Source organism: Mesorhizobium sp. WSM4809, from assembly GCF_055811655.1.
The window spans coordinates 633,377-640,792 of record NZ_JBVVQW010000003.1 but is presented as its reverse complement, the minus strand read 5'-3'; the positions used below and the strand labels follow the sequence as shown (position 1 = coordinate 640,792).

Here is a 7,416-nt window from a genome sequence, read left to right as displayed (position 1 = left end):
CCCTCGGGCTCCGGCCATGGACCGTTGCCGGCCGCCTTCCAGCGCCTGCGCTTACGCCCCACAAGTCCATGCCGCTTCAGGATCTCACCGGCCGTCGAGACCGCAGGCCAACCGCAGCAGGGCTCCGCACGCTTCAGCCGGGCCATGATCTTCTTGGGCCCCCACAGCGGATGCGCTTCCTTCTCCGCCACGATCCGCTCCACCAGCTCCGCTGCCGTTGCCCGGCCGTGCTCGAGCGGCGCCCGCGGCAGATCATGCAGGCCTTCCGGCCCGAACTCCCGGTAGCGTCCAAGCCATTTGTACCCGGTCTTGCGCGAGATCTCGAAGGCAGTACACAGCTGCGTCATCGTCTCCTCGCCAGAAAGGCATTCCACAACAAACCGAAGCCGCTCATCCATGATGCCAGTCTCTCGCCAAACCATCGCCGGTCCTCCCGGCGGACAAGAAAACTGTCACCCATCTAATCAGTCCATTCTGTTACCTATCTATCGGGTTCGGACAGAGCGTCTTTCTCCCCGTCACTATACGGGGAGAAATGCCCGGCAGGGCAATGAGGGGCAGCGCCAAAGTCGTGAATTTGTCAAAGCGTGAATAGGTGCGATCGTCGCCGAAGTCGGCACCGCCCCTCATCCGCCTGCCGGCACCTTCTCCCCGTATAGTGACGGGGAGAAGGAAGCTCAGGCTTCCCCAAACACCCGCTTGAAGATCGTGTCGACATGCTTGGTGTGATAGCCCAGGTCGAATTTCTCGCGGATTTCGGCTTCCGGCAGCGCTGCGGTCACTTCCTTGTCGGCCAAAAGTTCCTCAAGGAAATCAGCGCCTTGCTCCCACACTCTCATGGCGTTGCGCTGCACCAGCCGGTAGGAGTCTTCGCGCGACAGGCCGGCTTGGGTCAGCGCCAGCATGACGCGCTGCGAATGCACGAGGCCGCGGAACTTGTTCATGTTCTTCAGCATGTTGTCGGGATAGACGAGCAGCTTGTCGATGACGCCGGTCAGCCGTGACAGTGCGAAATCGAGCGTCACGGTGGCATCCGGGCCGATCATGCGCTCGACCGAGGAGTGCGAGATGTCGCGCTCGTGCCAGAGCGCCACATTCTCCATCGCCGGTAGCGCCATCGACCGCACCATGCGGGCGAGGCCGGTGAGGTTTTCGGTCAGCACCGGGTTGCGCTTGTGCGGCATGGCCGACGAGCCCTTCTGGCCCGGCGAAAAATACTCTTCCGCCTCCAGCACTTCGGTGCGCTGCAAATGCCGGATTTCGATCGACAGCCGCTCGACCGACGACGCGATGACGCCGAGCGTGGCAAAGAACATGGCATGGCGGTCGCGCGGGATCACTTGCGTCGACACCGGCTCGGGTTTCAGGCCGAGCTTCGCCGCGACGTGTTCCTCGACATAGGGGTCGATGTTGGCGAAGGTGCCGACCGCGCCCGAAATCGCGCAGGTGGCGATGTCTTCGCGCGCGTGCACCAACCGCTCGCGGCAGCGCGAGAATTCGGCATAGGCCTGCGCCAGCTTGACGCCAAAGGTCGTCGGCTCGGCATGGATGCCATGGCTGCGGCCGATGGTGACGGTGTCCTTGTGCTCGAAGGCACGGCGCTTGAGGGCAGCAAGCAGGCCATCGATATCGGCGAGCAGGATATCGCTGGCGCGGGTAAGCTGCACCGCAAAGCAGGTGTCGAGAACATCGGACGAGGTCATCCCCTGGTGGATGAAGCGGGCGTCCGGGCCGACGAATTCGGCGAGATGGGTGAGGAAGGCGATGACGTCATGCTTGGTGACGCGCTCGATCTCGTCGATCGCCTCGACATCGAATTTTGCCGCCCCGCCCTTTTCCCAGATGGTTTTTGCCGCTTCCCTGGGGATGACGCCGAGTTCGGCCAGCGCGTCGCAGGCATAGGCTTCGATCTCGAACCAGATGCGGAACCGGGTTTCTGGCGACCAGATGGCGACCATTTCCGGCCGGGAATAGCGAGGGATCATCGGTCAGTCCTGACATATCGAGAAGTTTGCCCGCGTCCTAACAGAGGCGAGCAAAATGCTCAACGCTGCTGGCGCGCAAACCAGACGCCCGCGGCAAACAGAGCGATGAAACCAACTGGAAAATAGAGCCGGATGCCCAGCACCACGAACTGGTAGAGCGCAATCAGCGTCGTGAAGATGAACTGCAGGACCCAGGTGTGGGTGAAAGCAGGGGCATGCCACTCGGCGTAGTAGGAGCGGTACTGCAGGGCAAACAGCCCGGCGGTCAGGCCGATCGTCGCCGCGGCTAGGCACACGAAGGCCGCGGCAAAGGCGACTTCCCAGCGTCTTCCCTGCGAGACCAGCCGCGCCGCGAACAGGCCGATGGGAAAAGCCAGCGCAGCTCCCACCGCAAACAGCGCGGTGACAATGCGGATTTTCGCCGGCGTCTCCCAGTCGTCCAACGACAGGCTGACGAGCGCGCTGGCGCCCATCGTCGTGGCCCATAGCAAGGCGCCATAAAACGCAGTGCGCGGCGTCGGTATCGCGCGGCGAAGGCGGTTCAGCGAACGATCGCGCGGGGCGGGTGGGACAAGCGGTGTCACAGGCGGCCGGTCACCGCGATCCAGCGAAAGTCCGGGCCTTCAAAGCCGTATTGGCGCACCGCGATCAGCACGGCATAGGCGCTGAGACTGTCCATCGAAAAGGTCTGCACAGCGCCGATGCGGTAGCCGTTCGGGCAACCCCGGCTTCTCGGTATCGACTTGTCCTCGTGCAGCAGCTTGGTCGTGCCGCCATCCTGCGCCTCGATACGCAGCAGCCGGAAGCCGTTGATCTCGCCCTGGCTCTCGCAGCCCTCGGTGTTGTTCATGCCGAGCTCGTCGAGCCGAAACTCGAGCGGTGGGTCGACCGGCGAAAAGATCGGGCGCGGGTTGACTGCCATCCGGTGCGGATCGGCCGAAAGTTCGGTCACCGGGTTGAAACCGGCGGTGATGCCGCGATTGGCGTCCAACTCGGCCTGACTGACAATGGCTTCGCCTTTTTGCAGGGCCTGAAGGCGCGCCGCATCCAGTTTGGCATTCTCGTTCTCAAGCCGGACCCGGATCGGCGTGCCTTTGAGAAAGCTGTCGGTGCCGGTGTCGATGTAGTAGCGGTTGGCATAGGGAAAACCCGATCCATCCTGCACGCCATATTCCTCGAAAGCAAAGACGCTGCCGTCCTTGGTGAAGCCGAGGATTTCAAGTTCGGCGACATCGCCGGCATGGGCCGCGATCGAGGTGGCAAACTGTGCAAGCAGGCCAACGGCAAACAGAAAGAGCATTCGCATCGGTCTTCACCCCCGTGATCGTCTCAATCCCCTAGCACGCCGAAATCAAAACGTCGTGCGGTGCGAAAGCCGATGCATCCAATCGGCCCGTCATTTGTTATGGTCGGCAGTCCCAATGGAGAACCACCATGACCGACACCAGCAAAATTCGCGAGCATATGGAAGTCGTCGGCGCCGACGGCGTGCATGTCGGCACTGTCGACAAGGTCGATGGCCAGCGCATCAAGCTGACCAAGACCGATAGCGGCGAGGGCGCTCACAAGGGCCATCATCACTATATTCCCCTGAGCCTGATTGCCGAAGTCGACGGCAAGAAGGTCTGGCTGTCGGCGAATTCCGATGTCGCGGTGACGTTCGAGGAAGAAAAGTCCGATCGGGTCTGATTATCGCTTCACCTCAGGCGTGACGACCAGACCGGAAACAGATCGTTTTCGGCAGGCGTTGCCGCATAGACGCCGCGGCTGATGGCGCGCGCCATGGTGGCGCCGGCTGCGGCGTAGAGATCGATCGCCGCATCGGCGGAGAGTTCGATACCGCTCGTGCCGGTCGCCAGCGCGAACACAAGGTCGCCATCGGCCGGTGTGTGCGTCGGCCATATCGCGCGCACGAACCCGTCATGCGCCGATATCGCCAGGCGCTTGGCGGCAGCTTTTGTGAGCACCGCATCGGTGGCAATGACGGCGATGGTGGTGTTGCCGCCGATCTCCATCTGCCTGCCAACATGCTTGTCGCGGTGTTTCAAAAGAATCCGTTTCGCATCGGCCGGCATCGGCGAGGGGTAACCAAGCCCGCCGAATTCGTCGCCGATTTCGAATGGTGCCGCCCAGAAATGGCGGGTTCGGCCTGTTGTCACCGAACCGGTCGGGTTGACGGCGGCCAGCGCACCGACGGTGACGCCGCTATCCAGCAGCGTCGAGGCGGAGCCGAGGCCGCCTTTTAGCCCCGAGGTCAGCGCGCCGGTGCCGGCCCCAATCGTGCCAAGCTGGAAATCGGCGGTGGCGGTTTGCGCGGCTTCATAGCCAAGCTCGCGGTAGGGCGGATAACGGCCCCAATCCTTGTCGCCGCCATTGCGCAGGTCGAACAGGATCGCCGACGGCACGATCGGCACGCGAAAGCCACCGACCTCCAGGCCGATGCCGCGTTCGCGCAATGCCGCCTGCACGCCGGACGCCGCGTCGAGGCCGAAAGCCGAACCGCCTGAAAGCACGACGGCGTGCACCACATCGACGGAATTGTGCGGTTCGAGCAGCTCTGTCTCGCGGGTGCCCGGCGCGCCGCCCAGGATCTGAACGCCGGCCACTGTCGGCGTGTCGCAAAGCACGGTCGTGACGCCGGACTTCAGGCTGGCGTCGGACGCATTGCCGACGCGCAGGCCGGCAACGTCGGTGATCAGGTTGCGTGGGCCGGTGCGAAACATCAGTTGCTTTCCAAGGGCGCGAAGCGCGTGCCGTCGAAACGGAAGACGCGGTAGGGACTCTGGCTGAGGTCGCCTTTTGCATCAAAGCGGATCGGCCCGATCGCCGTGGTGAAATCCTGTCCGGTCAGGGCCTCCGTCAGCGGCTTGCCCGAGCTTTCGGACAAGCCTGATGCTGCCTTGGCGATTTCGACCGCCGCAAAGGCCGGCAGCGCATAGCCGTCAGGCACGATCTTCTTAGCGTCAAATGCCGCCAGCACTTTTGGATCGGCGACATCGGCCCATTCAGGCAGTGCGATCATCAGCGTGCCCACGGCATAGGGTACATCGCCCGGCGGTGTGCGGAGATTTTCGCCGCCGGCAAAGACGATGCCCGCCTGAAGCTGTGCGGCATCGCGGCCCATGATGGCGATGTCGTCGCCGTCGCCACCGGCAAAGACATGCGTCGCGCCAGCCTTCTTCAGCCGGCCGATGATGCCGATCTGGTTGTCGAGCTGTGGCCGGAACGTGTCGACGAATACCGGTTTCAGCGCTGCCTGTTCGGCCGCTGCCCGCAACGTCTCGACGATCTCACGTCCGTAGATGGTGCCGTCGTCGATAATGGCGAACAGCTCGTTCTGCCATAGATGGGTGAGGGCGGACGCGATGGCGTTGCGCTCATCGTCGCCGCGTGGCCCGAGGCGATAGACCGGCCAGCCGGTCTTGGCGCGGCGGTCGGTCAGGCTTTCGGTCCGTACGCCAATGGTGATGACCGGAATGCCGGCGTCCTTCAGGATCGGCATCGCCGCCTCGATCGCCTCGGTGCAGAGAAAGCCGACCACGATATTGACCTTGGCAGCGGCGAATTCCCTGGCCGCGACAGCGCCACCATCGGCGGTGCAGGCGTCATCCACGGTCTTCAGTTCGATGCCGTTCGCGTCGGCCGCCAGGCCGGTCCCGGCCTCGATCTGCTTGCCGAGAATGGCAGATGGTCCCGATAGCGGTGCCGCGACGCCGACGAGCAGCGTCTGGGCATTCGCGGCACTGGCCAGAAACAGCCAGAACAGCGCCGCTATTGTTCTTGTCCTGGGTCGCATTCGAGCGATGGGTCCCTCCGTGCCGGCTCTATGCTCCCGGCACTATGCCGCCAAGACCTAAAGGCTGCACGGCCTTGGTGCAACACGCGAATTTCGGGATATGGCTCAGGCACTTCGCTTGTGGCGGGCTATGTCTGGCCATATATGTCGGTAGGATCCTGACCATGGAAAAATTCCGGTGCTGAAGAAGAACGACATTGGGCCGCAGGCCTATCGCGACGCGATGAGCCACTTTGCCGGCCACGTCCATGTGGTCACCACCGACGGGCCGGCCGGCAAGCGCGGCACGACGGTAATCGCCGCCTGTTCGGTGTCGGACACGCCGCCGACCATCCTGGTCTGTCTCAACCGCGAAAATGCCAAGAATGAGTTGTTCGTGAAAAACGGCAGGTTTGCCCTGAACACGCTGGCCTCGCACCAGGAGCCGCTGTCGGTCGGCTTTTCCGGCATCACCGGCCTGCCGGTCGAGGAACGTTTCGCGCTTGGCGAATGGGATGTGATCTCCACCGGCGCGCCGACCCTGAAAGGCGCGCTTGCCGTGTTCGACTGCGAATTGATCGACACCAAGGATCTGGCCACCCATCGTGTGCTTTTTGGCAAGGTGACAGGTCTGCGTATGGGCGATAATTTGCGGCCGCTGATTTACCACGCCCGCGGCTACCACGTTCTGGACAGCGGAGCGGCGGCGTTCACGGAGAAAGAATGACCGAGCTGAAACCGCGCGCCGCGCCACGGACGATCGACGAGACGCTCGATCTCCTGACCGGTGCAGACTATGTGGCGGACCGGTCGCTGGCGACCGTGCTGTTCCTGTCGTTGCGTATGAAGCGGCCGCTTTTCCTCGAGGGCGAGGCCGGCGTCGGCAAGACCGAGATCGCCAAGGTGTTGGCACAGGCGCTCGGTCGCCGGCTGATCCGCCTGCAGTGCTATGAAGGCCTCGACGTTTCGTCCGCCGTCTATGAGTGGAACTACGCCGCGCAGATGATCGAGATCCGCATGGAGGAGGCGGCCGGCAAGGTCGAGCGCTCCGCCATGGAGCGCAACGTCTTTTCCGAAAAATACCTGATCCGCCGCCCGGTGCTCGATGCGCTGACCGGAAAGACGGGCGCTGCCCCGGTTTTCCTGATCGATGAGCTCGACCGCACCGACGAGGCCTTCGAGGCCTTTCTGCTCGAAATCCTGTCCGACTTCCAGGTGACGGTGCCCGAACTCGGCACCATAAAGGCGGAAGAACCGCCGATCGTCATCATCACCACCAATCGCACCCGCGAAATCCACGATGCGCTGAAGCGGCGCTGCCTCTATCACTGGGTCGACTATCCCAACGCCGAGCGCGAACTCGAGATCGTGCGCCGTAAGGTGCCGCAGGCCAACCAGCGGCTTTCGGCCGAAGTGGTCTCCTTCATCCAGAAGCTGCGCCAGATCGAATTGTTCAAGGTGCCTGGCGTCGCCGAAACCATCGACTGGGCCGGCGCGCTGACCGAACTCGACAAGGTGGCGCTCGATCCGGAAACCGTCTCCGACACGATCGGCGTGCTGTTGAAATACCAGGACGACATTGCCCGCATCGAACAGGGCGAAGGCCGGCGCATCCTCAACGAGGTGAAGGCCGAGCTTTCGGCGGCGGAGTAGGCG

General features: G+C 63.3%; 9 protein-coding genes. 3 read left to right on the top strand and 6 right to left on the bottom strand.

Going from position 1 to position 7,416, the window contains the following annotated elements; all coding sequences use genetic code 11:
- The 4 genes from AC0L24_RS11255 to AC0L24_RS11240 all read right to left on the bottom strand — a co-directional run.
- On the bottom strand, window positions 1-422 hold a 422-nt coding region (locus AC0L24_RS11255), incomplete at its 3' end, for a helix-turn-helix domain-containing protein (protein WP_473563710.1).
- A 255-nt stretch (window positions 423-677) separates the two neighbouring features.
- Window positions 678-1,985, bottom strand: coding sequence for an adenylosuccinate lyase (gene purB / locus AC0L24_RS11250; protein WP_292137962.1), 1,308 nt, complete (start codon window positions 1,983-1,985; stop codon window positions 678-680).
- Window positions 1,986-2,044: 59 nt separating this feature from the next.
- Window positions 2,045-2,458, bottom strand: coding sequence for a hypothetical protein (locus AC0L24_RS11245; protein WP_127810638.1), 414 nt, complete (start codon window positions 2,456-2,458; stop codon window positions 2,045-2,047).
- 107 nt (window positions 2,459-2,565) lie between these two features.
- The gene (locus AC0L24_RS11240) at window positions 2,566-3,291 is read right to left on the bottom strand and encodes a DUF2259 domain-containing protein (RefSeq protein WP_127810637.1); all 726 of its coding nucleotides are present in this window, start codon (window positions 3,289-3,291) and stop codon (window positions 2,566-2,568) included.
- 128 nt (window positions 3,292-3,419) lie between these two features.
- Between AC0L24_RS11240 and AC0L24_RS11235 the strand changes: the two genes are divergently transcribed.
- Entirely contained in the window at window positions 3,420-3,674 is a 255-nt protein-coding gene (locus tag AC0L24_RS11235) for a DUF2171 domain-containing protein (RefSeq protein ID WP_127810636.1), read from the top strand.
- Between the two features lie 8 nt (window positions 3,675-3,682).
- On the opposite strand, the gene AC0L24_RS11230 is transcribed toward AC0L24_RS11235, so the two are convergent.
- Window positions 3,683-4,708 carry a P1 family peptidase gene (locus AC0L24_RS11230; protein ID WP_473563709.1) on the bottom strand — a complete coding sequence of 342 codons (1,026 nt, stop codon included), beginning with the start codon at window positions 4,706-4,708 and terminating at the stop codon, window positions 3,683-3,685.
- Window positions 4,708-5,781, bottom strand: coding sequence for a branched-chain amino acid ABC transporter substrate-binding protein (locus AC0L24_RS11225; RefSeq protein ID WP_473563708.1), 1,074 nt, complete (start codon window positions 5,779-5,781; stop codon window positions 4,708-4,710). Before AC0L24_RS11225 ends, AC0L24_RS11230 begins: the two co-directional genes overlap by 1 nt.
- A 178-nt stretch (window positions 5,782-5,959) precedes the next feature.
- On the opposite strand from AC0L24_RS11225, the gene AC0L24_RS11220 reads away from it, so the two are divergent.
- Entirely contained in the window at window positions 5,960-6,487 is a 528-nt protein-coding gene (locus AC0L24_RS11220; protein WP_095791541.1) for a flavin reductase, read from the top strand.
- Window positions 6,484-7,413 (top strand): AAA family ATPase, encoded by a 930-nt coding sequence (locus AC0L24_RS11215; RefSeq protein WP_023810354.1) that lies wholly within the window; start codon window positions 6,484-6,486, stop codon window positions 7,411-7,413. Before AC0L24_RS11220 ends, AC0L24_RS11215 begins: the two co-directional genes overlap by 4 nt.
- Window positions 7,414-7,416: the final 3 nt, after the last annotated feature.